This window comes from Serratia sp. CY84636, from assembly GCF_052166245.1.
Lineage (GTDB): Bacteria > Pseudomonadota > Gammaproteobacteria > Enterobacterales > Enterobacteriaceae > Serratia > Serratia nevei.
The window spans coordinates 296,760-322,519 of sequence record NZ_JBJNOX010000002.1 but is presented as its reverse complement, the minus strand read 5'-3'; the positions used below and the strand labels follow the sequence as shown (position 1 = coordinate 322,519).

23 protein-coding genes are annotated in these 25,760 nt (G+C 60.5%); 10 read left to right on the top strand and 13 right to left on the bottom strand.

Going from position 1 to position 25,760, the window contains the following annotated elements; all coding sequences use genetic code 11:
- Positions 1-79 precede the first annotated feature (79 nt).
- The 3 genes from phoP to ACJ8QI_RS06010 all read left to right on the top strand — a co-directional run bounded on the left by phoP (position 80) and on the right by ACJ8QI_RS06010 (position 3,420).
- Positions 80-751, top strand: coding sequence for a two-component system response regulator PhoP (phoP, locus tag ACJ8QI_RS06020; protein WP_004941169.1), 672 nt, complete (start codon positions 80-82; stop codon positions 749-751).
- A 5-nt stretch (positions 752-756) separates the two neighbouring features.
- The gene (gene phoQ / locus ACJ8QI_RS06015) at positions 757-2,214 is read left to right on the top strand and encodes a two-component system sensor histidine kinase PhoQ (protein ID WP_060419738.1); all 1,458 of its coding nucleotides are present in this window, start codon (positions 757-759) and stop codon (positions 2,212-2,214) included.
- A gap of 84 nt (positions 2,215-2,298) precedes the next feature.
- Positions 2,299-3,420, top strand: coding sequence for a ribosomal protein uL16 3-hydroxylase (locus ACJ8QI_RS06010; protein ID WP_442532216.1), 1,122 nt, complete (start codon positions 2,299-2,301; stop codon positions 3,418-3,420).
- A 41-nt stretch (positions 3,421-3,461) separates the two neighbouring features.
- On the opposite strand, the gene ACJ8QI_RS06005 is transcribed toward ACJ8QI_RS06010, so the two are convergent.
- The 7 genes from ACJ8QI_RS06005 to pepT form a co-directional block, all read right to left on the bottom strand.
- A complete protein-coding gene (locus ACJ8QI_RS06005) occupies positions 3,462-4,550 on the bottom strand; it encodes a malate/lactate/ureidoglycolate dehydrogenase (RefSeq protein ID WP_442532682.1) in 1,089 nt (362 codons plus the stop codon).
- Between the two features lie 262 nt (positions 4,551-4,812).
- The gene (locus tag ACJ8QI_RS06000; protein WP_049300652.1) at positions 4,813-5,070 is read right to left on the bottom strand and encodes a hypothetical protein; all 258 of its coding nucleotides are present in this window, start codon (positions 5,068-5,070) and stop codon (positions 4,813-4,815) included.
- Positions 5,070-5,693, bottom strand: a complete 624-nt coding sequence (locus ACJ8QI_RS05995) for an S-type pyocin domain-containing protein (RefSeq protein WP_442532215.1) — start codon at positions 5,691-5,693, stop codon at positions 5,070-5,072. Before ACJ8QI_RS05995 ends, ACJ8QI_RS06000 begins: the two co-directional genes overlap by 1 nt.
- Before the next feature lie 186 nt (positions 5,694-5,879).
- Positions 5,880-6,137: a colicin immunity domain-containing protein gene (locus ACJ8QI_RS05990; protein WP_442532214.1), complete on the bottom strand. Its 258-nt coding sequence runs from the start codon at positions 6,135-6,137 to the stop codon at positions 5,880-5,882.
- A gap of 5 nt (positions 6,138-6,142) precedes the next feature.
- Entirely contained in the window at positions 6,143-8,119 is a 1,977-nt protein-coding gene (locus ACJ8QI_RS05985) for an S-type pyocin domain-containing protein (RefSeq protein WP_442532212.1), read from the bottom strand.
- Positions 8,120-8,211: 92 nt separating this feature from the next.
- Positions 8,212-9,351, bottom strand: a complete 1,140-nt coding sequence (locus ACJ8QI_RS05980) for a phage tail fiber protein (RefSeq protein WP_442532211.1) — start codon at positions 9,349-9,351, stop codon at positions 8,212-8,214.
- A gap of 313 nt (positions 9,352-9,664) precedes the next feature.
- Positions 9,665-10,894, bottom strand: a complete 1,230-nt coding sequence (gene pepT / locus ACJ8QI_RS05975; protein WP_004941154.1) for a peptidase T — start codon at positions 10,892-10,894, stop codon at positions 9,665-9,667.
- Positions 10,895-10,951: 57 nt separating this feature from the next.
- On the opposite strand from pepT, the gene ACJ8QI_RS05970 reads away from it, so the two are divergent.
- The 5 genes from ACJ8QI_RS05970 to potD all read left to right on the top strand — a co-directional run bounded on the left by ACJ8QI_RS05970 (position 10,952) and on the right by potD (position 15,260).
- Positions 10,952-11,224, top strand: a complete 273-nt coding sequence (locus ACJ8QI_RS05970; RefSeq protein ID WP_442532210.1) for a hypothetical protein — start codon at positions 10,952-10,954, stop codon at positions 11,222-11,224.
- 25 nt (positions 11,225-11,249) lie between these two features.
- Positions 11,250-12,365 carry a spermidine/putrescine ABC transporter ATP-binding protein PotA gene (gene potA, locus ACJ8QI_RS05965; RefSeq protein ID WP_060440168.1) on the top strand — a complete coding sequence of 372 codons (1,116 nt, stop codon included), beginning with the start codon at positions 11,250-11,252 and terminating at the stop codon, positions 12,363-12,365.
- Positions 12,349-13,209 carry a spermidine/putrescine ABC transporter permease PotB gene (potB, locus tag ACJ8QI_RS05960; RefSeq protein ID WP_060419356.1) on the top strand — a complete coding sequence of 287 codons (861 nt, stop codon included), beginning with the start codon at positions 12,349-12,351 and terminating at the stop codon, positions 13,207-13,209. Before potA ends, potB begins: the two co-directional genes overlap by 17 nt.
- Positions 13,206-13,988, top strand: a complete 783-nt coding sequence (gene potC / locus ACJ8QI_RS05955) for a spermidine/putrescine ABC transporter permease PotC (RefSeq protein ID WP_047727722.1) — start codon at positions 13,206-13,208, stop codon at positions 13,986-13,988. Before potB ends, potC begins: the two co-directional genes overlap by 4 nt.
- Positions 13,989-14,216: 228 nt before the next feature.
- Entirely contained in the window at positions 14,217-15,260 is a 1,044-nt protein-coding gene (gene potD / locus ACJ8QI_RS05950; RefSeq protein WP_060419358.1) for a spermidine/putrescine ABC transporter substrate-binding protein PotD, read from the top strand.
- Between the two features lie 48 nt (positions 15,261-15,308).
- On the opposite strand, the gene cobB is transcribed toward potD, so the two are convergent.
- From cobB to ACJ8QI_RS05920, 6 genes are all read right to left on the bottom strand, one after another.
- On the bottom strand, positions 15,309-16,145 hold the full coding sequence (gene cobB, locus ACJ8QI_RS05945; protein WP_015377583.1) for a Sir2 family NAD+-dependent deacetylase: 837 nt from the start codon (positions 16,143-16,145) through the stop codon (positions 15,309-15,311).
- 11 nt (positions 16,146-16,156) lie between these two features.
- Positions 16,157-17,077 (bottom strand): N-acetylglucosamine kinase, encoded by a 921-nt coding sequence (gene nagK, locus ACJ8QI_RS05940; protein ID WP_060442606.1) that lies wholly within the window; start codon positions 17,075-17,077, stop codon positions 16,157-16,159.
- A 53-nt stretch (positions 17,078-17,130) separates the two neighbouring features.
- Complete coding sequence (lolE, locus tag ACJ8QI_RS05935) at positions 17,131-18,378, bottom strand: lipoprotein-releasing ABC transporter permease subunit LolE (RefSeq protein WP_025302503.1); 1,248 nt, start codon at positions 18,376-18,378, stop codon at positions 17,131-17,133.
- Entirely contained in the window at positions 18,378-19,082 is a 705-nt protein-coding gene (gene lolD / locus ACJ8QI_RS05930; RefSeq protein WP_004941120.1) for a lipoprotein-releasing ABC transporter ATP-binding protein LolD, read from the bottom strand. Before lolD ends, lolE begins: the two co-directional genes overlap by 1 nt.
- A complete protein-coding gene (gene lolC, locus ACJ8QI_RS05925) occupies positions 19,075-20,277 on the bottom strand; it encodes a lipoprotein-releasing ABC transporter permease subunit LolC (protein ID WP_038877815.1) in 1,203 nt (400 codons plus the stop codon). The genes lolD and lolC overlap by 8 nt, the downstream gene beginning before the upstream one ends.
- A gap of 105 nt (positions 20,278-20,382) precedes the next feature.
- A complete protein-coding gene (locus tag ACJ8QI_RS05920) occupies positions 20,383-21,024 on the bottom strand; it encodes a helix-turn-helix transcriptional regulator (protein WP_038877816.1) in 642 nt (213 codons plus the stop codon).
- Between the two features lie 93 nt (positions 21,025-21,117).
- Here ACJ8QI_RS05920 and ACJ8QI_RS05915 point away from each other — a divergent pair, with 93 nt between their 5' ends.
- Positions 21,118-22,101, top strand: coding sequence for a threo-3-hydroxy-L-aspartate ammonia-lyase (locus tag ACJ8QI_RS05915; protein ID WP_308353428.1), 984 nt, complete (start codon positions 21,118-21,120; stop codon positions 22,099-22,101).
- Between the two features lie 152 nt (positions 22,102-22,253).
- A complete protein-coding gene (gene mfd / locus ACJ8QI_RS05910) occupies positions 22,254-25,727 on the top strand; it encodes a transcription-repair coupling factor (protein WP_442532208.1) in 3,474 nt (1,157 codons plus the stop codon).
- The last annotated feature ends 33 nt before the right edge of the window (positions 25,728-25,760 follow it).

Here is a 25,760-nt window from a genome sequence, read left to right as displayed (position 1 = left end):
CCCTGACACGCCGCAGAGCGTGTTCCCTTTTATCGCGTGGGTGACAGGACGTTCACCCGCACAGTCACAGGAGTTCGCCATGCGAGTACTGGTTGTTGAAGATAATGGTTTGCTGCGCCACCACCTTTCCGTTCAGATGCGCGAGATGGGCCATCAGGTCGACGCGGCCGAAGACGCCAAGGAAGCCGATTACTTCCTGCAGGAACACGCGCCGGATATCGCCATCGTCGATCTCGGCCTGCCGGGCGAAGACGGCCTGAGCCTGATCCGCCGCTGGCGCGCACACCAGACCAAGCTGCCGATCCTGGTGCTGACCGCCCGTGAAAGCTGGCAGGACAAAGTGGCGGTGCTGGAAGCCGGCGCCGACGACTATGTCACCAAGCCGTTCCACCTGGAAGAAGTGATCGCCCGCATGCAGGCGCTGATGCGCCGCAACAGCGGCCTGGCTTCGCAGGTGATCGTGCTGCCGCCGTTCCAGATCGATCTGTCGCGCCGCGAACTGAGCGTTAACGATCAGCAAATCAAGCTGACCGCTTTTGAATACACCATCATCGAGACCCTGATCCGCAACGCCGGCAAGGTGGTGAGCAAGGATTCGTTGATGCTGCAACTCTACCCGGACGCCGAACTGCGCGAAAGCCACACCATCGACGTGCTGATGGGCCGCTTGCGTAAAAAGGTGCAGGCGGAATACCCGCATGAAGTGATCACCACGGTACGTGGCCAGGGCTATCGTTTTGACGCGAAGTGAACATGATGTTCAACAAGAATAAAAAACCGTTTTCGCTGCGCGCCCGCTTCCTGATGGCGACCGCCGGGGTGATCCTGGCGCTGTCGCTCTCTTACGGTTTGGTGGCGGTCGTCGGCTACATCGTCAGCTTCGACAAGACCGCCTTCCGCCTGCTGCGCGGCGAGAGCAACCTGTTCTTCAGCCTGGCGCAGTGGAAAGACAACAAGCTCACCATCGCCATTCCCCCCGATATCGATCTCAACTTCCCGACGCTGGTGTTTATCTACGACGATAAAGGCAACCTGCTGTGGAGCCAGCGCAAAGTGCCGGAGCTGGAGAAACTGATCAACAAGGAGTGGCTGGAGGAGTCCGGCTTCTACGAAATCGACACCGACACCCGCATCAGTAGCGAAGTGCTGGGGGACAACCCCAAAGCGCAAAACCAGCTGAAAGATTACGACGATACCGATCAGAACGCGCTGACCCACTCGGTGGCGGTTAACACCTATGCCGCCACGCCTCGGTTGCCGGCGCTGACCATCGTGGTGGTCGACAGCATTCCGCAGGAGCTGCAGCGATCCGACGTGGTGTGGGAGTGGTTCAGCTACGTGCTGTTGGCCAACCTGCTGCTGGTGGTGCCGCTGCTGTGGCTGGCGGCCTACTGGAGCCTGCGGCCGATCAAGGCACTGGTCACTCAGGTGGGCGAGCTGGAGAACGGCGAGCGCGATCAGCTCGACGAAAATCCGCCCAGCGAGCTGCGCGGGCTGGTGCGCAATCTGAACATTCTGGTGCGCAACGAGCGCCAGCGTTACACCAAGTATCGCACCACCCTGTCGGATCTGACCCACAGCCTGAAAACGCCGCTGGCGGTGCTGCAAAGTACCCTGCGTTCGCTGCGCAGCGGCAAACAGACCACCATCGAAGAAGCCGAGCCGATCATGCTGGATCAGATCGGCCGCATCTCGCAGCAGATCGGTTACTACCTGCACCGGGCCAGCATCAACTCCGGCCAGACGGTGCTGACGCGCGAGATCCACTCGGTGCCGGCGCTGCTCGACAGCCTGGTGGTGGCGCTGAACAAGGTTTATCAGCGCAAAGGGGTAGTGATCACGCTGGACATCTCGCCGGAGGTGACCTTTATGGGCGAGAAGAACGACTTTATGGAAGTGATGGGCAACGTGTTGGAAAACGCCTGCAAATACTGCCTGGAGTTCGTTGAGATCACCTCGCTGCACTCCGAGAAAAACCTCACCATCGTCATCGACGACGACGGCCCGGGGATCCCGGAAAGCAAGCGCCAGCTGATCTTCCAGCGCGGCCAGCGGGTGGATACCCTGCGCCCCGGCCAGGGCCTGGGCCTGTCGGTGGCGGCGGAGATCATCGAGCAGTACGACGGCGAAATCGTCATCAGCGACAGCCCGCTCGGCGGCGCGCGCATGCAGGTCACCTTCGCCCGCCAGCACGACACCCACCACAACGAGTAAATTATGCCTCTGCGGCCCCGATCCACGGGGCCAAACTTCCGTTATAATCGCACTCAGGCTCACTCCTCTCTCCTGGAATAGAACATGGATTATCAATTAGACCTGGACTGGAACGATTTTTTGCAACGTTATTGGCAAAAGCGTCCGGTGATTCTGAAGCGCGGCTTCAAAAACTTTATCGATCCGATCTCCCCGGATGAGCTGGCCGGGCTGGCGATGGAAAACGAAGTGGACAGCCGCCTGGTCAGCCACCAGGACGGCCGTTGGCAGGTTGCGCACGGCCCCTTCGAGAGCTTCGACCACCTGAGCGAAAACAACTGGTCGCTGCTGGTGCAGGCGGTGGACCACTGGCATGAGCCTTCCGCAGCGCTGATGCGCCCGTTCCGCCAGCTGCCGGACTGGCGGATGGATGACCTGATGATCTCCTTCTCGGTACCGGGCGGCGGCGTCGGCCCGCACCTCGATCAGTACGACGTGTTCATCATTCAGGGCACCGGCCGCCGCCGCTGGTGCGTCGGGGAAAAAACGCCGCTGAAACAGCACTGCCCGCATCCGGATCTGCTGCAGGTGGAACCGTTCGACGCCATCATCGACGAAGAGATGGAGCCGGGCGACATTCTCTATATTCCGCCGGGCTTCCCGCACGAAGGCTACGCGCTGGAAAACGCGCTCAACTACTCGGTGGGCTTCCGCGCACCGAACGGCCGCGAGCTGGTGAGCGGCTTCGCCGACTACGTGCTGGCGCGCGAACTGGGCAGCAAGCGCTACGGCGATCCGGACGTTAAACTGCGCGAACACCCGGCGGAGATCCTGCCGCAGGAAGTGGACGCCTTACGGCAGATGATGCTGGATCTGGTGCAACAGCCGGAACACTTCCAGCACTGGTTCGGCGAGTTCATCTCCCAGTCGCGCCACGAGCTGGATCTGGCGCCGCCGGAGCCACCGTATCAAGCCGGGGAAATCTACGAGCTGCTGCAACAGGGTGAAGCGCTGCAGCGCCTGGGTGGGTTGCGCGTGCTGCGCGTCGGCGATCGCTGCTTCGTCAACGGCGAGCTGATCGACACCGACCAGCTGCAGGCCGCAGACGCCCTGTGCCAAAACTTCAGCGTCGATGCCGCCCTGCTCGGCGACGCGGTGGACGACCCGTCGTTCCTGGCGCTGCTGACCGCGCTGGTCAACAGCGGGTATTGGTACTTTAACGACTGATTGCGGTCACGCGAACAAGCCACCCTGCCGGGTGGCTTTTTTTATGCCTGCCGCGCCTGCGCGCGATAATCCGCCAGTTCCCCCGCCGCCATGCCCGCCTGCTCCGCCGCCGCGCCAATCTGCCGCCAGGTATTGGCATCGATCGGGATGCCCTGCTCCAGCCGCGCAGCGCGGTTGGCCTCTTCCCACTCTCCCGGGACGGCGATCGGCTGTTCGCCGCTCGGAGGCGAAGCTTTCACCCAGCCGATAAAGGCTTCGGCTTCGGCCTGCATTTGCGGGGCGTCGAAGGCCTGCGGATCGAGGATCAGGGTCGTCATGCAGTTGAAGATGGCGTCGCTGCCGGCTTTCAGCGTGGCGTCGTGGGTGGTGCGGCCGCCGGAGAGCGCGCCGCCGAGGATTTCGCACATCGCCGCCAACGCATAGCCTTTGTGCAAGCCGAACGGCAGCAGCGAACCGAACGGCGCTTCGTGCATCACTTTCGGTTCGGTGGTCGGCTGCCCGTGTTCGTCGATCAGATAGCCCGGCGCCACCGACAGCCCTTTGTTATAGGCCACCCGGGTCTTGCCGAAGGCGATACCGCTGGTGGCAAAATCCAACAGCAGCGGCGTGCGGCCCGGCCGCGGGAAAATGGCGCAGAATGGGTTGGTGCCGAAGCGACGATCGCTGCCGCCGAACGGCGCCACCATCGGATCGCCCACCACGTTGACGAAGTGAATCGAAATGAAACCGGCGCGAGCGCACTGCTCCGCCCAATGACCGATACGGCCGATATGGTGCGCGTTGTGCAGCGCCACCGCCGCCAGGCCCAGCTTGCCGGCGCGTTCAATGCCCAGCGCCATCGCTTCGCTGGCCACCACCTGACCGAAACCGCGCGCACCGTCGAGCGTCAGCACCGCGCCGGCGTCGCGCACCACCTCGGCATGCTGATTGAGCTGCAATTGCCCCTGCGCCAACGACGCCATGTAGCTGGGGATCATGCCGACGCCGTGCGAGTCGTGCCCGGCCAGATTGGCCTGCACCAGATGATCGGCCACCAGCTCGGCTTCACGCGCCGTGCTGCCGGCCTGGCGCCAAATCGCCTGAACGAACTGCGCCAAATGCGGGCTGGCGATACGGTATTCGGTGCTCATCATGCGGTCCTTATGCGTGGGGAATAGGCTTCCACACTATGAGCAACGCCTTGTTACGGCAAGCGATTATGCCGATCGCAAGCGTCCCGTTTTAACTATGGTATCCGCACGTTAGCCCAGGCGACGAAAAGAGCGGGCGCCGCTACTTTAGCCACCCGGCACAAGGCTCAGGTTATGGCGCCCCACCAGCCAAAAAAGAAAACCCCCAACAAAATTTCGTTTGCTGGGGGTTAAAGATGCACTAATCAGACCATAACTATGGCTATTCGATACCGTATTTTTTCTCGGCTACGAACTTCGGCTCTTTCCAATTGGGGCCTTTAACTACTTTTCCATTTTGATCTTGAAGCACCCCTTTTTGGAATAATGCATCGTAAGTAGAAGAGAGTTCCCCGCTGGAAATTGCATCAAAGCGATTATAGGTATATAGACGATCCAATTTACGGTAATCAGAGGTCGGCCCCAAAAAAGTTAGCACATCTTCTACACTTTCATTTTTAACGATATCTTTTAAAGGCATTATTTCTTCCCTCCCATAGCATCTTTCAGCTCCTGTTCATATGCGGCTTGTAGGGCCCCATCTGTATAAAGTGCCTGTTCTTTTTCATTTATTCTATAGTCTTCAAGCGTAGCAGTATGTGTATTATTCCATACGGCCTTCTGTTCTTGAACACTGTGCGGAATCTCACCATCTTTTATGCCAAGATTCCTGTACCTTTCCAACTCTCTGATTTCATGAGTATAAAATCGCCTATCAGTGTCAGTTGGTTGTAGCTCCCCTTTCAAGATTTTATCCAAACGGTCAATCATCACTTGGTTTTCCGGAGTCTGTTCAAAACGCCCAGTATGCAGCTTCACCTTATCCACGCCGGCACGGTCGATGCTGGCCCCTTTCCAATCCAGATTCTGAATGGGGCCTCCAGCTTTATTGGTGTTGTATTCACGACCGCTGTATTTGCCCCTGGCGTTGGTTTCACCATAGGGCTTGCTCACCATCACATAGATGGCCTCTACACCAATCTCCGTCGCATCCGGCTGCCACAGGATAAAGTCTTGCAGATCCTGCACCACACCCGCCGGGAAGGTGGTGACCACGATGCTGTCCGCCTGCCTGATGCTGGACCTTGCAGGGCAACCGAGCAACCGGCATTGAATTAACTCTTCACTTCCTTATCACCGTGAAAAAAAGAAAATGCCCAATAGACTCTCGTCTATTGGGCGTAAGGGTCACTTTTGTTAACTATTCTGTCACTATGTAGACGGTTCTTTCTACCGTCCCTAATACTCAGATAAGTTCAAATCTACGAGAGCACCCATTCTAATAATTGTTCAGATAAAATTGAATTTTTCCAGTGCCGTTATAACTGCGGCACGCAATCCGGCATCATCAAGTTCATAGTCAGCACGTTCTGAATCAGGATTGTAAACTTCAGCTATCATAAACAGCTCTTCCCCACAATTCATAACGTCTCTATCCTGATCCTTAACCCCATAGAGCATACGTCTTTCTACACATATTTTTTCGGAGAACTCCAATGCCCCGATCTCTTTACTTAGAAAACTCTTAGCCAGATCAATAATTGCCATCCGATTCATAAATCCCCCGTATCTAAATATATCCTACCGTTATCTGCGTCTGGATTTATCTTCCACCCTGATAAGAAATCGCCGTTTTCTTTTAAAACAACAACGTTCATTGTGTTAGGATTGAAAAACACCTTAGATCCTTTTTCTCGTCTATAAGTCCCTTTCTCTACCGTATCCTTATCATTCAAATGGGCCTCGAGCGCATCGCGATATTGAGTCAGAGTCTCTCTGTTTTTTCTGGTGTCCGCAATACCAAAATCACTCGCGTGCTTGTACTTTTTATCCAGTTGCTGACGCGTAAAACGCCCCGAGTCCAACGGATCACTGACCATCACATAGACAGCTTCAACCCCGGTTTCCAGCGCATCCGGCTGCCACAGGATAAAATCTTGCAGATCCTGCACCACATCCGCCGGGAAGGTGGTGACCACGATGCTGTCCGCCTGCCTGATGCCGGTGCCGGTATGCACTGGTGATTTGGGCCCCGGTGAGCCGTTGCCGGTATGCGCCGGCGCTGCCGGCCCGGTCGGTACCGGGTTGATCAGTATCGTTCTGGCCGGTGCGCCTGCCACCGCCGGCAGCGTGATTTTGTCCAGCCCCGTCAGCTCATCGCGAACGGGACTGAATACCGGAACGCTCGGTGATACACCGCCGACGCCCGTTCTGACGAAGTTGACGCTCTGTCTCCCGTCATCGTCGGTGGTGATAAATCCGCGCACCGGCAAATCGACCGAGGTCATGCCGGGCTGGATGGTCGCCCTGCCCGCCGCCGCCAGGCTCGCCTGGAGGGCAAACAGATTGACATCCCGCCCGGGCACCTGGGCACTCCCGGCTCCGGCCTCTGTCGGGTAGAAGCCGAGGGCAAAAGCCCCCAGCACCGAGCCGGCGGCGACTGCGGTGCCGGCGCGTATACTGCCAACTTCATAAGCCGCCCGCCACGACGCGCTCGCTGCCCAGCCGGCCAGTTCGCTCGTGGTCGTCATCACTCCTTGCCCAACCATCGACGCCTGCAGCATCGCGGGCGCGCGGTTAAGCACCATGGCGCCTGCGGCAGCCAGCGCCGCATTGGCCGCTTTTAGCTTTTCCGGGGAGTAGGCCGGTGCATCCAGAATCCCCGCTTTGGCGAACAACGCTTTTCTTGCGGCTTCCACCTTGCGGGCCTCTTCAGCCTTACGAGCTTCTTCGGCTTTGCGGGCCTCTTCAGCCTTACGAGCTTCTTCTGCCTTGCGGGCTTCTTCTGCTTTCCGCTGTTCCTCAGCGATATCCTTAAGCATCTGTTGCCACTGTTGGTAAGCACGGGTAAGCGAAGGAACTTCTACTGTGGTTTTTCGGTACCCCGTCCGACTGTCCCCTTTCCCCCCACCGTTAATCTCATACTCAATCACAACCTCGGTCATGACTTTATTGTTATCCAACCAATAGCCCGGTGGTATCTTCCCTTGCAGAACCGATGAATAAGCACTAAACGTGATGTTGTTTTCAGCCACCGTATTGGCATCACCATTGTTACCGCTGGACCCACGCTCGTAATCACCGAGTCGGTATCCGGTTTCAACCGTTCCTGAGTAAACCGTCTTTTCATTTACTGTGCCCACGCCGGCAGTAAATGAAAATATTGAATCTCTTTCTATTTGCGGTCGCACTGACTGAAAAGCCATCTCTACGGCGAGAGACTGCTCACGACGCATACCCGAAAGGCTTATACTCAACAGACCGCGCGCATCTACACTGACTAACTCGACTTTCGCCGATGGACTAATGCGCAGAGCCCGCTTTTGCAAATCCGCCAGCATGTTTTTAATCGCCGGATCATTCAACACTGCGGTCATCTGGCGTTGGAAAGCACCCGCCTGAGAGTTGTCGTTGCCACTGTCTCGACCGCCATTGCCATTGGAGCCACCACCGGGTTCGGGAGTATCTCCTTTTTCAGAACTCCAGCCAGTCCCATCCCCTTTTCCGCCGCCATAGTTAAATCCGCCCATATCTTTCTCCTTGTTCGAGGCAGGCGGAGCAAATATTGCATTATTCAGCCGCAATAATTACTCCGTTGAAAATCCCGTCAGTTGGCCGTGACTCAAGCATTTTGAGACGTTGAAATCATGTCTTCCAACGCCGCCACCCGCGATTCCAACCCTTCTCGGGCCGCTCGCTCTTCCTTCAGCGCCTCGACCAACAGCGCCACCACGCCGTTGATATTGATGCCCCGGGCATCCTTCAGTACGCTGCCGTCGTTGAGCTTCAATTCGGTTTGGGTGACCGACTGCGGCAATACGCTCTCCACTTCCTGAGCGATCACCCCGGCCTCCGGCACGCCCTGTTTGAGGTAGGTATAGCCGCCAATATTGGCCAGCTTGTCCAATGCACCGGCAATTTGGGTGATGTCCGTTTTCATGCGAGCATCGGAGCTGCTGTGCCAGGAACCATTGGTGTACGCGTGGCCGTCGTTGCGGAATTCATACCAACCATCAGCACCACCGTTGGCCACGTGAAGCGACAAGATGTGATGCTTGCCAACACGTTCATAATGATAAAGATCGGCAAACAAATCGCCGTTCCCTTGTATATGCAGCCCGCGAGTGATCCGTTCAGTCTTATTGTTGACATCTTGATTTCCAGCAGCCCAAATCCAGCCATTCGCATTGCGCTTAACCAGCTGCCCAACGGAAAGCTCAGCGTTAGACCTGACCTGAAGTTCATTCCACTGCCCTTGCCAATCGCGATAAGAGAGCAAACCGTAATCTTCTTTACCGGCGACAACTCGCGATGCCATCATCATGGTGCTGGTTGTGCTGCCACTGGTAAGATCGGTGTATACCGGTGGCGCAACATAGGTTTGCCCATTAATGAGAGGAACTGGGGCGGTGTTGACAGCCCGAATTCCCGCGTTATGCGATACCGTTGCGCCACCAGAGATATCCACACCGTTTTGCATCGCAACCCGGCCAGACGCCAAATTGAATGAGAACGGGCGCAGGGTGTTCCACTGCCCGTTTTGCGCCTGGCCGCCCGGCGTCGTCAGCGCATAAAAATCGCGTCCATCATTACGCAGCATCACGCCGGTATTGCCATTTGCCAGCCGAAAACCGTTGGCCGATTTGGAGACGATTTCACCGTCGCTGACCACGCGCTGGCGCAGCGTAGACAGCGATTTCAGTTCCGCGATATCGTCGTTAACGCCGTTAATCACCTGAGCATTTTTCTTTTCTTCTGCCATGATTGTTACCCTCTTACGTCCTGTTTGATGGCGGTTAACAGCGCTCATTCCCCCAGCATTCCCTGGCCACTGGGCTCACCGCACCGAAGCTGTAAAACCGGTTAAGCACACAGCAATGCTGTATACATAACCAGCACCTTATCTCGAAGGATAATGGGATTCCCTCACTGCGGATTGTGTGGTGAACGAAACAACCATGAGACTGGGAGCCATAAAGAGAGCAGAAGAAGAGAACGGCGGGCACGCTGAGCCCGCCGGGCGTATCAGAAAAGGGAATGCGGGCCGGCGCAAGCCGGCCGGGGAACGAAGGTGTTTACCGAGCCCGCTCGGCGGCCAGCGCCGCGATGCGCATGATCACCGCCACCGCTTGCTCCATGCCTTCCAGGGTCACGAATTCGTGCTTGCCGTGGTAGTTGTAGCCGCCGGTGAACAGGTTCGGGCACGGCAGGCCGCGGAACGACAGCTGCGCGCCGTCGGTGCCGCCGCGGATCGGCTTCATCACCGGTTCGATGTCGCAGTCGCGCATCGCCTGCTGCGCCAGCGCGATCACATGCGGGTGCTCCGCCACCTGTTCGCGCATGTTGTAATAGCTGTCTTCGATGCTCACTTCGATATAGCAATCGCGCGGCAAGCCTTTGCCGACCTCGCGGGCGATGTCCACCATCTTGCGCTTGCGCGCTTCAAACCCCTCGCGCTCGAAGTCACGCAGGATATAGTGCATTTCGGCGCGCTCTACGCTGCCCTTGATGCTGCTGAGGTGATAAAAGCCCTGGTAGCCTTCGGTGGTCTCCGGCGCTTCGTCCGCCGGCAGCGCCTGATGAATGCGGGTGGCCAGCGACAGCGCGTTGACCATCACGCCCTTGGCGCTGCCGGGGTGCACGCTGTTGCCGAGGATTTTGATCGTCACCGAGGCGGCGTTGAAGTTCTCGCACTCGAGCTCGCCGACGCCGCCGCCGTCCACGGTGTAAGCCCATTCGGCATTGAAGGCCGCCACGTCGAACAGCTGAGCCCCCTTGCCCACCTCCTCGTCCGGGGTGAAGGCCACGCGGATATCGCCGTGCGGGATTTTGCGCGCGCGCAGGCGCACCATGGCGGTGAGGATCTCGGCGATGCCGGCCTTGTCGTCGGCGCCCAGCAGCGTTTTGCCGTCGGTAGTGATCAGGGTCTGTCCCAGCATCTGGTGCAGGATCGGGAACATCACCGGCGACAGCACTTCATCGCCGATGCCGAGCGCGATGTCGCCGCCGCGATAGTTCTCGACGATCTGCGGATTGACGTGTTTGCCGCTGAAATCCGGCGAGGTATCCAGATGGGCGATAAAACCGACCGCCGGCACCGGCCAGGCGACGTTGCCCGGCCAGGTGCCCATCACGCAGCCGTGTTCGCTGAGCGACACCCGCTCGAAGCCGAGCGCGATCATTTCCTGCTGCAACGCACGCGCCAGCTTCAACTGCCCGTCAGTGCTCGGCACATGCTTTACGTTCGCTTTGGACTGGGTGTCGAAAGAGACGTAGTTGAAAAAGCGGTCAAGTAATTTGTCCATGGTAGCGGCCCCTCAGAATATCGCGTTTCATTATGCGGAACCGATCAGGATCAAATATTGCGTCAGGTCATTTTTAACCAGAATTCGCCAATATCATTAATCTTTGTGATGATTTCTGAGGGAAATAACACTGTCATCACAGGGTCATTTGTCGCTATCATGATGAAAAACGTGGCATCTGGGCCGGATCGGCTTTCAATTCCGGCATTCAGCGTCTATCATGCGCGCTCGAAAAATTTCCATTGGCGCAACTGGTTTGAGCTTCATTTGATCAGCGGGCATTCCGCAAGCTCCGGCAGTCTTTTCCAGTTGCGGTTCTATCTGCATTAGCCCACGGGATAGAGTAATACGATAAATGACTGAGACATCCTCTCTGACCCCCCTTGTTGAACTGCATGCCCTGAGCAAAGCGTTCGATGGCAAAACCATCATTGCCGATCTTGAACTGGCGATTAACCACGGCGAATTCCTCACCATTCTCGGCCCCTCCGGCTGTGGCAAAACCACGGTGCTGCGCCTGATCGCCGGTCTGGAAGACGCCGATCGGGGCCGCATCGTGCTCGACGGCCAGGACATCACCGCCATTCCGGCCGAACACCGCCACGTCAACACCGTGTTTCAGAGCTATGCCCTGTTTCCGCACATGTCGGTGTTCGACAACGTCGCCTTTGGCCTGCGCATGCAAAAGGTGCCGGCGGCAGAACTGACGCCGCGCGTCGAAGAGGCGCTGCGCATGGTGCAGCTGGATGCGTTCGCCCAGCGGCGCCCGGGCCAGCTCTCCGGCGGCCAACAGCAGCGCGTGGCCATCGCCCGCGCAGTGGTCAACAAGCCGAAGGTGCTGCTGCTGGACGAATCGCTGTCGGCGCTGGACTACAAGCTGCGCAAACAGATGCAGAACGAGCTGAAGGCGCTGCAGCGCAAGCTGGGCATCACCTTCGTGTTCGTCACCCACGATCAGGAAGAAGCGCTGACCATGTCGGATCGCATCGTGGTGATGCGTGAAGGCCGCATCGAGCAAGACGGCACGCCGCGTGAGATCTACGAAGAGCCGAAGAACCTGTTCGTCGCCAGCTTTATCGGCGAGATCAACATCTTCGACGCGGTGGTCTTGCAGCGCCTCGATGCGCAGCGGGTGCGCGCCAACGTCGAAGGCCGCGAGTGCGACATCTATGCCGATCTGCCGGTAGAGCCGGGCCAAAAGCTGAAGGTGCTGCTGCGCCCGGAGGATCTGCGGGTAGAAGAAGTGAACGACAGCGCGCAGCACGACGGGCTGATCGGCTACGTGCGCGAACGCAACTACAAAGGCATGACGCTGGAGTCGGTGGTTGAGCTGGAGAGCGGTAAAACGGTGATGGTCAGCGAGTTCTTCAATGAAGACGATCCGGACGTCGACCACTCGCTCAACCAGAAGATGGCGGTGACCTGGGTTGAAAGCTGGGAGGTGGTGCTGGCCGATGAAGAAATCGCGTAAAGTCTTCCAGAATGTGGTGATCGTCGGCGTCGTCGCCTGGCTGCTGCTGTTCGTGTTCATGCCGAACCTGATGATCATCGCCACCAGCTTCCTGACCCGTGACGACGCCAACCTGGTGCAGATGGTGTTCACGCTGGATAACTATCGGCGCTTGTTCGATCCGTTGTACGCCCAGGTGCTGCTGCACTCGCTGAACATGGCGCTGATCGCCACCCTGTGCTGCCTGGTGATTGGCTATCCGTTCGCCTTTATTCTGGCGCGGTTGCCGCAGAAGGTGCGGCCGCTGCTGCTGTTTCTGCTGATCGTGCCCTTCTGGACCAACTCGCTGATCCGCATCTACGGCCTGAAGCTGTTTCTCAGCACCCGCGGCTATCTCAACGACGCGCTGCTGTGGATCGGCATCATCGACAAGCCGCTGCGCATCATGTACACCTCGGAAGCGGTGATCCTCGGCCTGGTGTATATTCTGCTGCCGTTTATGGTGATGCCGCTCTACTCCAGCATCGAAAAACTCGATAAGTCCTGCCTGGAGGCGGCGCGCGATCTCGGCGCCAGCAAGCTGCAGACCTTTATCCGCATCATCGTGCCGCTGACCATGCCGGGCATTATCGCCGGCTGCCTGCTGGTGGTGCTGCCGGCGATGGGGCTGTTCTTCGTCGCCGATCTGATGGGTGGCGCCAAGAATCTGCTGATCGGCAACGTGATTAAAAGCCAGTTCCTCAATATCCGCGACTGGCCGTTCGGCGCGGCTACCAGCATCTGCCTGACGCTGGTGATGGGGCTGTTGCTGCTGGTCTATTACCGGGCCGCCCGCCTGCTGAACAAGAAGGAGGATCTGGCATGATCGGACGTCTGCTGCGCGGCGGCTTTATGACGCTGGTGTACGCCTACCTGTATATCCCGATCGTCATCCTGATCGTCAACTCCTTCAACGCTTCGCGCTTCGGCATCAGTTGGCAAGGAGCCACCACCAAGTGGTACAGCACGCTGCTGAATAACGACAGCCTGCTGCAGGCCGCCGGCCACTCGCTGACCATGGCGGTGCTCTCCGCCACCTTCGCCACGCTGATCGGCTCGCTGACCGCGGTGGCGCTGTACCGTTACCGCTTCCGCGGCAAGCCGTTCGTTGGCGGCATGCTGTTCGTGGTGATGATGTCGCCGGACATCGTGATGGCCATCTCGTTGCTGGTGCTGTTCATGCTGCTCGGCATTTCGCTCGGCTTCTGGTCGCTGCTGTTCTCGCACATCACCTTTTGCCTGCCGTTCGTGGTGGTGACCGTCTACGCGCGCCTGAAAGGGTTCGACGTGAAGATGCTGGAGGCCGCGCGCGATCTCGGCGCAAGCGAGTTCACCATTCTGCGCAAGATCATCCTGCCGCTGGCGATGCCGGCGGTGGCGGCCGGCTGGCTGCTGAGCTTCACCCTGTCGATGGACGACGTGGTCGTCTCCTCCTTCGTCACCGGGCCGAGCTACGAAATCTTGCCGCTGAAGATCTATTCGATGGTGAAAGTCGGCGTCTCGCCGGAGGTCAACGCGCTGGCCACCATTTTGCTGCTGCTGTCGCTGGTGCTGGTGATCGCCAGCCAGTGGGTGATGCGCGATCGCTCGCCCAAGGCCGAGTAATCCTTACCGCCGGGCGCGGCAGCGCCCGCCTCTTTCATTCGCCGCAGTGATATGACTGCGGCCGTTTTTGATCGGCCAGGCTCGGTTAACCCGCTGATTTGCCGCTGGGATAACCGCCTTTACCCACCCCGCCCCGGCCCCTATAATGGCCCCTTTCTGGGGTATGGCGCGGCCGCCAAACGGTTTGCCCATACGGGTTCGGCTCATTACTGCTGAAGGATACGCTGCATGAAAAAGTGGTCACATCTGCTCGCAGCCGGGATGATGGCGCTGAGTTTCTGCTCTGCAAACGCCTCTGACGGCAAAACGCTGTATTTCTATAACTGGACTGAATACGTCCCGCCGGGGCTGCTGGAGCAGTTCACCAAGGAAACCGGCATCAAGGTGATCTATTCCACCTATGAATCCAACGAAAGCATGTACGCCAAGCTGAAGACCTATAAAGACGGCGCGTACGATCTGGTGGTGCCTTCCACCTACTTCATCGCCAAGATGAGCAAGGAAGGCATGCTGCAAAAAATCGACAAGAGCAAGCTCAGCCACTTCAAGGATCTCGATCCTGCCTTGCTGAACAAGCCGTTCGATCCTAACAACGACTATTCCATCCCCTATATCTGGGGCGCCACCGCCATCGGCGTTAACAGCGATGCGCAGGAGCCCTCTACCGTCACGTCCTGGGCCGATCTGTGGCAGCCGCAGTACAAAGGCCGCCTGCTGCTGACCGACGACGCGCGCGAAGTGTTCCAGATGGCGCTGCTCAAGCTGGGCTATTCCGGCAACACCACCGACCCGAAAGAGATCGAAGCCGCTTACCACGAACTGCAGAAATTGATGCCGAACGTGCTGGCCTTCAACTCCGACAACCCGGGCAACCCGTTTATGGAAGGGGAAGTCAACGTCGGGATGGTGTGGAACGGTTCGGCCTTCGTGGCGCGCCAGGCCGGCACGCCGCTGGAGATCGTCTGGCCGAAGGAAGGCGGTATCTTCTGGATGGACAGCCTGGCCATTCCGGCCAATGCGCGCAACGTCGAGGGGGCGCTGAAGCTGATCGACTTCCTGTTGCGGCCGGAAATCGCGGTGCAGGTGGCGGAAACCATCGGTTACCCGACGCCGAACCTGGCGGCGAAGAAGCTGCTGTCGCCGGAGATCGCCAACGACAAGTCACTCTACCCGGATAAGGCGGTGATTGAGCACGGCGAGTGGCAAAACGACGTCGGCGACGCCAGCACGCTGTACGAAAGCTACTTCCAAAAGCTGAAAGCCGGGCGCTAACACGCCCCGCCATCCCATCAGGGCGCGCAGTGCGCCCTGATGCCTTTCTCAGGGCCTGTCGGCCCGCGCCACCTTGCCCACCAGGAACTTGTGCACAAAACGCGGCACCACTTCGCTGGCCAGGCCGTAGTGTTTCTCGTCGAACTGGCTCTCCACCTGACTCGGCTCCAGATTCAGCTCCATGGCGTAGGCGCCGCCCAGCCGCGCCTCATGCACGAAGCCGGCCGCCGGATAGACGTGGCCGGAGGTGCCGATGGCGACGAAGAAATCGGCCTTGCTCAGCGCCTGATAAATATCGTCCATGCCCAGCGGCATCTCGCCGAACCACACTACGTGCGGCCGCAGCGGCGCCGGGAACTGGCAGCAGTGGCAACGATCGTCAACGCTGAGATCGCCAGGCCATTCGAACACCTGGCCCGACTGGGTGCAGCGCACCTTCAGCAATTCGCCGTGCATGTGCAGCACTCGCTTGCTGCCGGCGCGCTCATGCAGGTTATCGATGTTTTGCGTGACCAGCAGGAAGTTGTCCCCCAGCCACTCTTCCAGATCCGCCAGCGCGCGGTGTGCGGCGTTCGGGGCGATCTCTTCCGTCTGCAGCTGGCGGCGGCGTTCGTTGTAAAACGCCTGCACCAGCGCCGGATCGCGCTGAAAACCTTCCGGCGTGGCGACGTCCTCCACCCGGTGCTCTTCCCACAGCCCATCCGCGGCGCGGAAGGTGCGAATGCCCGACTCGGCCGAAATGCCGGCACCGGTCAACACCACCACAAACGGCTTTTTCAGCTCGGCCGCCGCCATGGTGTCACGGTGAAAAATGCGTGAACGAAAGCGCTGATGCAGCACATGCTTACTCTTGCGAAACTGACACAGCCGATGGCGAGTGTGCATTAACTCTCTCCTTACTTTTCCCTGTTTACCAAATTGAGGAACGCTGCGCCGCGCACGCCGCCGGCGTCGCCATAGCGCGCCTTCTCGATGCGCGGCAGCCGGGCCACCCGCAGCAGGTGCGCCGGCAGCCGCTGCGGCAACGCCTGGTAAATGGCGTCGAAGTTCGACAGCCCGCCGCCGATCACCACCAGGTGCGGATCCAGCACCGTCAGCAGGTTGCCCAGGCAGATCGCCAGCACGTCCATAAAGCGGTCGACGTGAGCCACCGCCTGCGGCTCACCCGCCTGATAATGCGCAATGATCTCGGTGGCAGGCAAGTGCCGGCCATAGAAATGGGCGTACATCCATTCGAAACCGCGGCCCGATATGTAATTTTCAATGCAACCCTGATGGCCGCACCCGCAGGCAACGCGAGGCACATCACGCCCCAAGACCTCGAGCGCGTCCACCGGCAGGCGCAAATGGCCGAACTCGCCGGCAATATAGTTACGCCCTGGCACCGTCTTGCCGTCGACGATCAGCCCACCGCCTACGCCGGTGCCGAGGATGATGCCCAGCACCGTCGGGTAGCGGCGAAACTCGTCGTCCCAGGCCTCCGACAGCGCAAAGCAGTTGGCGTCGTTATCGACCCGCACCTCGCGCCCGATCAGCGCCGCCAGATCGCGCGGCAGCGGCCGCCCCATCGCCGCCGGCACGTTGGCGGTAAACAGCGTGCCGTCATCGTCGTTGGGCAGGCCCGGGATGCCGATGCCGACGCTGCCGCGCCGGCCACAAAACGCATCCGCCTCAAGGGTCAGATCGCACAGCGTGGCCAGCAGCTGCCGGTAGTCTTCACGCGGCGTCGGCACCCGCTTTTGCCAAATGCGTTGCAGGTGGTCGTCGAACACCCCCAGCTCAATCTTGGTGCCGCCCATATCGAAACCGTAGTACATAACCCATCCCCAGGCTAAAAAAACGGGGCGGCATCGCTGCCTCCCCGTGGGTTTTATTGTCCGCTCAGCACCCGCGCCGGATCGATGCGGCTGGCGCGCCTGGCCGGATACCAACTGGCCAACAGGCTCAGCACGATAGCGGTCGCCAGCACGATCAGCACGTCCAGCCAGTGCAGCTCGGAAGGCAGGAAGTCGATGAAGTAGATATCGCCCGACAGGAAGGAGTGGCCGACCAGTTTCTCGATGCCCCGGATGATGTTGGTCAGCTGCAGCGAGGCGATCACCCCAATCACTACGCCGCTCAGGCTGCCCAGCAGCCCGGCCAGCAGCCCGTACCAGATGAAGATGGCGCGGATAAAGCCGTCTTTGGCGCCCAGGGTGCGGAGCACCGCGATGTCGGCGCTTTTGTCTTTCACCGCCATCACCAGCGTGGACACGATGTTGAAGCAGGCCACGCCGATCACCAGCACCATCGCCAGGTACATAATGGCGCGGATCATCTGGATATCGCGATACATGTAGCCGTACTTGCCGATCCAGCTTTTGATGTAGATATAAGAATTAGTCACTTCGCCGGCGTCGCGCACCAGTTTATTGGCGGCGAACACGTCGTTCATCTTGAGGGCGATGCCCGTGACGCTGTCACCCATATCGAGATACTGCTGCGCATCGGCCAGCGGCACCAGCGCCAGGCTGTGATCGAGCTGGCCGCTGAGCTGCAAAATGCCGGTCACGTGCAGACGGATGCGCTTCGGCTGCAGCAGCTTCATTTCCGGGTCGCTGTTGGGGATCATCACCGTCACATAGGCGCCCTGCTTGACGCCCAGCGCGTCGGCCACGCCCTTGCCGAGGATCACCTGCTGCTCGCCGGGCTTGAAGTTGGCCCAGGCGTCGCCCTGCACATACTGCGGCAGCGCGCTCAGTCGGCTCTCCTGCTGCGGATCAACGCCTTTGACTTCCACCGCGCGCAGCTGCGCGCCGTTCTCCATCAGGCCGGTAAAGTTGATGTACGGCGCGGCGGCCACAATGCCCGGCACCTTTTCCACCCGCTGCAGAATCGACGGCCAGCCGCTGAACGGCTGATTGACCGGCTCGAGTTCGCCGTGCGGCACCACCGCCAGAATGCGGTTCTTCAGCTCGCGCTCAAAACCGTTCATCGCGCTCAGGCCGACGATCAGCACCGCCACCCCTAGCGCAATGCCGATGGTGGAGATGACCGAGATCAGCGACACCATGCCGCCGCGTTTACGGCCGCGGCTGAAACGCAGGGCCGTCAGGAAGGACAGTGAGGCTCCCGCCATTACTCGGCCCCCATCAGGGTCAGCTGCGCCTGCAGGTGGCCGTCGGCCATTTCCAGCTGGCGGCTCAGGCGCTTGGCCAGCTGCAGATCGTGCGTCACCACCAGAAAAGCGGTGCCCTGACGCACGTTCAGCTCGCCCAGCAGATCGAAGATGCTGTCTGCGGTGCGTTTGTCCAGGTTACCGGTCGGTTCGTCCGCCAGCACCAGCGCCGGGTTGTTGACCAGCGCGCGCGCGATCGCCACGCGCTGACGCTCGCCGCCAGAGAGCTCGGACGGGCGGTGCTTGCTGCGTTTTTCCAGCCCGACCGCCGCCAGCATCTCCCGCGCCTTCTCCTGCGCCTGCGCCGGCTTGGCGCCGCCGATCAGCAGCGGCATGGCGGCGTTTTCCAGCGCGGTGAAGTCCGGCAGCAGATGGTGAAACTGATAGATGAAGCCCAGCTGGCGGTTGCGCAGCTCGGCCTTGGCCGCCGAAGACATGGCGTTCAGCGATTCGCCCTTGAAGATCACCTCGCCGGAGGTCGGTGAGTCCAACCCGCCCAGCAGGTGCAACAGGGTACTCTTGCCGGAACCCGAGCTGCCGACGATCGCCATCATCTCGCCCTGCTGCATGGCAAAGCTGACATTGCGCAGCACGTCGGTGTGCAGATTGCCTTCCTGATAGGTCTTGCACAGGTTGTCACACTGCAGCAAAAGATGGTTACTCATAACGTAAAGCCTCAGCGGGTTGTACGGCGGCAGCGCGCCATGAAGGATAAAGCGTGGACAACAAGGAAACCGCCATCGCCACCACGGCGATGATCGTCACCTGCAGCGGATCGACCGCCACCGGCAGCGAAGCGCCGTCGATCAAGGCGCCGAGGATCGGCATCAGGTTATTCAGGTTGGTGGCCAGCAGCACGCCGAGCAGCGTGCCGAGCAGCGAACCGATGATACCGGCGCTGGCGCCCTGCACCATAAACACCGACATGATCTGGCGGCGAGTCAACCCCTGGGTCTGCAGAATGGCGACCTCGCCCTGCTTTTCCATCACCAGCAGGCCGAGCGACGTAATGATGTTAAACGCCGCCACCGCCACGATCAGGCTGAGCAGCAGCCCCATCATGTTTTTCTCCATGCGCACCGCCTGGAACAGCTCGCCCTTGCGATCGCGCCAGTCTTTCCAGACCGTGCCCGCCGGCAGCGCCTGTTGGCTGAGGGTATCGACCGCCAGCGGCTGCTGCAGGAACAGGCGCCAGCCGGTGATGTTGCCCGCCGGGTAGCGCATCAGGCGCGAAGCGTCCTGTTGGTTGACCAGCAGCTGATAGCCGTCCACCTCGCTGTTGGCGTGGAAGGTGCCGATAAGGGTGAACAGGCGCTGGCTGGGTATGCGGCCCATCGGTGTGAACTGGCTGGCGCTCGGCACCATCACGCGCAGCGAATCGCCGCGCTTGACGCCGAGTTGCCCCGCCAGCTGTTCGCCGATGATGATGTTGTATTGACCCGGCTGCAGCTGTTGCTGCTTGACGTTGACCAGATACGGGGTCAGCGGATCGGCTTCGTCGGGATTGACGCCGAGCATCACCCCGACCGCCACGCTGCGGGCGCTTTGCAGCACCACGTCACCGGTGGTCAGCGGTGCGACGCGCGTGACGCCCTGCAGCTTCTGCACCTCGGAGGCCGGCAGCTGCTGCGGGTTGACCGATCCTTGCGGACTGGTAACCAACGCCTGCGGCATCAGGCCGAGGATGTTGTTCTCCAGATCCTTTTCGAAACCGTTCATCACCGACAGCACGGTGACCAACGCCATCACCCCCAGCGTAATGCCGATGGTGGAAAGCCAGGAAACAAACCGCCCGAAGCGGTCTGAGGCTCGCCCGCGCATGTAGCGCAGGCCAATGAATAACGCGACAGGTTGATACATGAAATCCGTTTGATAGCCGTGGCTTAAGCAAAGTGATCATGGATAATAAAGGCTCTCCCTCGTTTAGGGAACACCCGGCGGCCTTTTATTGCGCCGGGCGGCCCCTCATCCGGCGTCTCGCTTGAGCAGGTTATAGACCGACACCCGCGAGATGCCGAGCGCTTCGGCCACCATGGTGGCCGCGCCGCGCAGTTGCAAATACCCTTGCTGCTTCAGCTGTTGCACCACCTGAAACCGCTGTTCGGAAGACAAAGCGCGCGGCTGGGTGGCATGCGACGCGGCGAACGCGTTGATCGCCGCGGCGATGTCCGACAGCGAGCGTGCACTCTCCGCCGCCTGCGGCGCGGCGCTTTGCACCACCGCCGTCAGCTGCTGCAGGATAGCGGTGACGCTGTTGAAGATAGACACATCCAGATTGAGGCAAATCGCCGCCACAAAGCGGCCCTGGCTATTGCGCAGGCCGATCGAGGTGCTCTTGGCCGGGCGCCCGTCCGGAAACACGCTGGCGTAGTTCTGCACCACGTCTGGAAACTCCGGCGACGCGATGCGCTCCAGCCCCATTTCCGTCGCGGCGTCGCCGATGCGGCGGTTGGACAGATTGTTGGCGATGGCGACAATGGCGCGATCGGGCTGGGTCAGATCGTGCAGCACCACTTCGCAACCGGGCGCGAACATCACGCCCAACGCCTGAACAATTTTTTCCGCTTCGCGCAACAACAGCGCATTTTCCTGCCTGAGATCGCTCATTGAGTTAACCATTTGACAATAACTTTACAAAGAGTAAATTAAAAATCCACACCAAGCAATGCATCGTCCATCACTTACCTGTGCGAGGTCGCCATGAGTTCAGTCCCACGCTGCATCACCGCCGCCGATATTGCCACCGCCGCCGACGTTATCGCCGGGCATGCCCTGCGCACGCCGGTCATGACTTCGCGCCAGGCCGACCAGATCGCCGGCGCGCAGCTGTTCTTCAAGTGCGAGAATTTTCAGCGCATCGGCGCCTTCAAATTTCGCGGCGCCTATAACGCCATCGCGCAACTCAGCGCAGAGCAGCGTCGGGCCGGGGTAATCGCCTTTTCATCCGGCAACCACGCACAGGCGATGGCGCTGGCGGCGCGCGAATTGGGCGTTAGCGCCACCATCGTAATGCCCCATGACGCCCCTGCGGCCAAGCTGGCGGCGACGCGCGGCTACGGCGCCAACGTGGTCATCTATCAGCGCCACAGCGAAGATCGTGAAGAAATCACCCGACGCCTGGCCGCAGAGCGGGGCCTGACGCTGGTGCCACCGTACGATTATCCGCAGGTGATCGCCGGCCAGGGCACCGCCGCCAAGGAGCTGTTTGAAGAGACCGGGCCATTGGATCTGCTGTTGGTGTGCACCGGCGGCGGCGGCCTGCTGGCCGGCAGCGCGGTAGCGGCGCATCACTGGTCGCCGGGCTGCCGCGTGTTCGGCGTCGAGCCCGAAGCCGGCAACGACGTTCAGCAAGCCTTTCAGCGCGGTGAACCGGTGCACATCCCGGTGCCGAAAACCATTGCCGACGGCGCGCAGACCCAACAGGTCGGGCGGCTGACCTTCCCGATCATTCAAGAATATGTCGAAGGCATTCTGACGGTCAGCGACGCCCAGCTGTGTCGGCAAATGCGCTTCTTTATGGAGCGGATGAAAATGGTGGTTGAGCCGACCGGCTGCCTGGCGGCCGCGGCGGCGATGAACGGCCTGCTCGATCTGCACGGTAAAAAGGTCGGCGTTATCGTCAGCGGCGGCAACCTTGACGTCGACAAGATTGCGCACTATCTCGCCCTGGCCGGCGAAAATTAACGCGGCGCATCGGTTAAATAACAGGCGGAACATCAGGGTATAGCGCTTTTTGCTGTGTCAGTTTGGCGGCCGCTGGGCTACTATAAACAGCATAAAGGCGCTGGGTTATCCGTGCCGGAACGCCCTCTAACACATTGATTAAAGATACCTGAATGAGCACTTCCGATAGCCGTAACCGTTCCCCATCCCCCCGTTATTCTCTGCCCGATCGCGCGGGCGATCTGCGCCAGCTGGGGCAACTGACCGGCGCGGCCTGCGCCGTGGAATGCGCCGAGATCGTCGAACGCCACAATGGCCCGGTGATGCTGATCGCGCCGGACATGCAAAACGCCCTGCGGCTGCGCGACGAGATCCAGCAGTTCACCGACCAGATGGTGACCACGCTGTCCGACTGGGAAACCCTGCCGTACGACAGCTTCTCGCCGCATCAGGAAATCATCTCGGATCGTTTGTCGAGCCTGTATCACCTGCCGACCATGGCGCGCGGCGTGATTATTCTGCCGGTCAACACCCTGATGCAGCGCGTCTGCCCGCACGAGTTCCTGCACGGCCACGCGCTGGTGATGAAGAAAGGCCAGCGCCTGTCGCGCGACAAGCTGCGCGCGCAGCTGGAACAGGCCGGTTACCGCAGCGTCGATCAGGTGATGGAGCACGGCGAATTCGCCACCCGCGGCGCGTTGCTCGATCTTTACCCGATGGGCAGCGATGAGCCTTACCGCATCGACTTCTTCGATGACGAAATCGACAGCCTGCGCATCTTCGACGTCGATACCCAGCGCACGTTGAGCGAAGTCGAGGCCATCAATCTGTTGCCGGCCCACGAGTTCCCCACCGACAAAAACGCCATCGAGCTGTTTCGCAGCCAGTGGCGCGAGCAGTTTGAGGTGCGCCGCGACGCCGAGCACATCTATCAGCAGGTCAGCAAAAGCGCCTGGCCGGCCGGCATCGAATACTGGCAGCCGCTGTTCTTCAGCCAGCCGCTGCCGTCGCTGTTCAGCTACCTGCCGGCCAATACGCTGATCGTCAACACCGGCGATCTGGAGGGCGCCGCCGAGCGCTTCTGGCAGGACGTCAACCAGCGTTACGAAAGCCGCCGCGTCGATCCGATGCGCCCGCTGCTGGCGCCGGATACGCTGTGGCTGCGCGTCGATGCGCTGTTCGGCGAGCTGAAGGCCTGGCCGCGCATCGCGCTGAAAACCGATGAGCTGCCGGCCAAGGCCGGCAATACCAATCTGGACTACCATGCCCTGCCCGATCTGGCGGTGCAGGCGCAGCATAAATCCCCGCTGGATAACCTACGGCGCTTTATCGAAGGCTTCGACGGCAGCGTGATTTTCTCCGTCGAGAGCGAGGGGCGGCGTGAAACGCTGCAGGATCTGCTCGGCCGCATCAAGCTGGCGCCGGCGCTGATTCAGCGCCTCGATCAGGCGGAAACGGCGGGCCGTTACATGATGGTCGGCGCCGCCGAACACGGCTTCCTCGACGGCCTGCGTCAGCGGGCGCTGATCTGCGAAAGCGATCTGCTCGGCGAGCGCGTCAGCCGCCGCCGGCAGGACAACCGGCGCACCATCAATACCGATACCCTGATCCGCAACCTGGCGGAGCTGCATCCCGGCCAGCCGGTGGTGCATCTGGAGCACGGCGTCGGCCGCTACGTCGGCCTGACCACGCTGGAGGCCGGCGGCATCAAGGCCGAGTACCTGATCCTCTCCTACGCCGGTGAGGACAAGCTGTACGTGCCGGTTTCTTCGCTGCATCTGATCAGCCGCTACGCCGGCGGCGCGGACGAAAACGCCCCGCTGCACAAGCTGGGCGGCGACGCCTGGACGCGCGCGCGGCAGAAAGCGGCCGAGCGCGTGCGCGACGTGGCGGCGGAGCTGCTGGATATCTACGCCCAGCGCGCCGCCAAGGCCGGTTTCGCCTTTAAACACAATCGCGAACAGTACCAGCTGTTCTGCCAGAGCTTCCCGTTCGAAACCACGCCGGATCAGGAACAGGCGATCAACGCGGTGCTGAGCGACATGTGCCAGCCGCTGGCGATGGACCGCCTGGTGTGCGGCGACGTCGGCTTCGGCAAAACCGAAGTGGCGATGCGCGCCGCCTTCCTGGCGGTGGAAAACGGCAAGCAGGTGGCGGTGCTGGTGCCGACCACCCTGCTGGCGCAGCAGCACTTCGACAACTTCCGCGATCGCTTTGCCACCTGGCCGATCCGCATCGAAATGATGTCGCGCTTCCGCAGCGCCAAAGAGCAGCAGCAGGTGCTGGACGACGCGGCCGAAGGCAAAGTGGACATCATCATCGGCACCCACAAGCTGTTGCAGAGCGATCTACGCTGGAAAGACCTGGGGCTGCTGATCGTCGATGAAGAACACCGCTTCGGCGTGCGCCATAAAGAACGCATCAAGGCGATGCGCGCCGACGTCGATATCCTGACGCTGACCGCCACGCCGATCCCGCGTACCCTGAACATGGCGATGAGCGGCATGCGCGATCTGTCGATCATCGCCACCCCGCCCGCGCGCCGGCTGGCGGTGAAAACCTTCGTGCGCGAATACGACAGCCTGGTGGTGCGCGAGGCGATCCTGCGCGAAGTGCTGCGCGGCGGCCAGGTTTACTACCTCTACAACGATGTGGAAAACATCGAGAAAGCGGCGCAGCGCCTGGCGGAACTGGTGCCGGAAGCGCGCATCGCCATCGGCCACGGCCAGATGCGCGAACGCGATCTGGAACGGGTGATGAACGATTTCCACCACCAGCGCTTCAACGTGCTGGTGTGCACCACCATCATCGAGACCGGCATCGATATCCCCAGCGCCAACACCATCATCATCGAGCGGGCCGATCGCTTCGGCCTGGCGCAGCTGCACCAACTGCGCGGCCGCGTCGGGCGTTCGCACCACCAGGCTTACGCCTATCTGCTGACGCCGAACCCGAAAGCCATGGGCACCGACGCCCATAAACGGCTCGAAGCCATCGCATCGCTGGAAGATCTCGGCGCCGGTTTCGCGCTGGCAACCCACGATCTGGAGATCCGCGGCGCCGGCGAACTGCTGGGCGAAGACCAGAGCGGCCAGATGACCACCGTCGGTTTCTCGCTCTACATGGAGCTGTTGGAAAGCGCCGTCGATGCGTTGAAAAACGGCCGCGAACCGTCGCTGGAAGATCTCACCAGCAGCCAGACCGAGGTGGAACTGCGCATGCCGGCGCTGCTGCCGGAAGATTTCATTCCCGACGTCAATACCCGTCTGTCGCTGTACAAGCGTATCGCCAGCGCGAAGAGCGACGGCGAGCTGGATGAGCTGAAAGTCGAGCTGATCGACCGCTTCGGCCAGTTGCCAGACGCGGCGCGCAACCTGTTGCAGTGCGCGGCGCTGCGCCTGCATGCGCAAAAGCTGGGCATCAAACGCATCGAGAGCAACGAGCGCGGCGGCTTTATCGAATTCGGCGACAACAACCGCGTCGACCCGGGTTATCTGATCGGGCTGTTGCAAGGCAATCCGCAGGTTTACCGCCTGGACGGCCCGAGCAAGCTGAAGTTCACGCTCGATTTGGCCGACCGCCAGAAACGCCTGACGTTCACCGAAGATCTGCTGGACGCCTTCCGCGAACACACGCTGGCGGCCTGAGCCAACGCCTCCCGCCGGCGCGGCGGGAGGCGG